The sequence below is a fragment of the Bacillus cereus group sp. BfR-BA-01408 genome (genome assembly GCF_022663305.1).
GTDB classification, from domain to species: Bacteria; Bacillota; Bacilli; order Bacillales; family Bacillaceae_G; genus Bacillus_A; species Bacillus_A pacificus.
This window is the reverse complement of sequence record NZ_JAKUFF010000185.1, coordinates 1-641: the sequence shown is the minus strand read 5'-3', so window position 1 is coordinate 641 and position 641 is coordinate 1. Positions and strand designations below refer to the sequence as shown.

Sequence of the window (641 nt, the reverse complement as noted above, 5' to 3'; positions counted from 1 at the left end):
AAATGGCGGTCCCGACCGGGGTCGAACCGGCGATCTCCTGCGTGACAGGCAGGCATGTTAACCACTACACCACGGGACCATTTGGTTGCGGGGACAGGATTTGAACCTGCGACCTTCGGGTTATGAGCCCGACGAGCTACCGTGCTGCTCCACCCCGCGATAATACTATTCATATAATTTATATGGTGGAGGATGACGGGATCGAACCGCCGACCCCCTGCTTGTAAGGCAGGTGCTCTCCCAGCTGAGCTAATCCTCCAAAGTGGTGACCCGTACGGGATTCGAACCCGTGTTACCGCCGTGAAAGGGCGGTGTCTTAACCACTTGACCAACGGGCCAAATATTATAAATCCTATGGCGGAGAGCAAGGGATTCGAACCCTTGATACGCTTGTGACGTATACACGATTTCCAATCGTGCTCCTTCGGCCAACTCGGACAGCTCTCCAATGGCTCCGCAGGTAGGAATCGAACCTACGACCGATCGGTTAACAGCCGATAGCTCTACCGCTGAGCTACTGCGGAATAATATTGCCTGGCAACGTCCTACTCTCACAGGGACAAGGTCCCAACTACCATCGGCGCTAGAGAGCTTAACTTCCGTGTTCGGTATGGGAACGGGTGTGACCTCTCTGCCATCAT

General features: G+C 54.6%; 6 tRNA genes and 1 rRNA gene. All 7 read right to left on the bottom strand.

The window, feature by feature from the left end:
• Positions 1 to 3: 3 nt before the first annotated feature.
• Positions 4 to 79 (bottom strand) — tRNA-Asp (locus MR083_RS26800).
• A gap of 3 nt (positions 80 to 82) precedes the next feature.
• A tRNA-Met gene (locus tag MR083_RS26795) sits at positions 83 to 159 on the bottom strand.
• Between the two features lie 24 nt (positions 160 to 183).
• A tRNA-Val gene (locus MR083_RS26790) sits at positions 184 to 259 on the bottom strand.
• A 4-nt stretch (positions 260 to 263) separates the two neighbouring features.
• Positions 264 to 338: transfer RNA gene (locus tag MR083_RS26785), tRNA-Glu, on the bottom strand.
• Positions 339 to 355: 17 nt separating this feature from the next.
• Positions 356 to 447: transfer RNA gene (locus tag MR083_RS26780), tRNA-Ser, on the bottom strand.
• Positions 448 to 449: 2 nt separating this feature from the next.
• Positions 450 to 524: transfer RNA gene (locus MR083_RS26775), tRNA-Asn, on the bottom strand.
• An 8-nt stretch (positions 525 to 532) separates the two neighbouring features.
• Positions 533 to 641: ribosomal RNA gene (rrf, locus tag MR083_RS26770) — 5S ribosomal RNA — on the bottom strand; the annotation flags it as partial.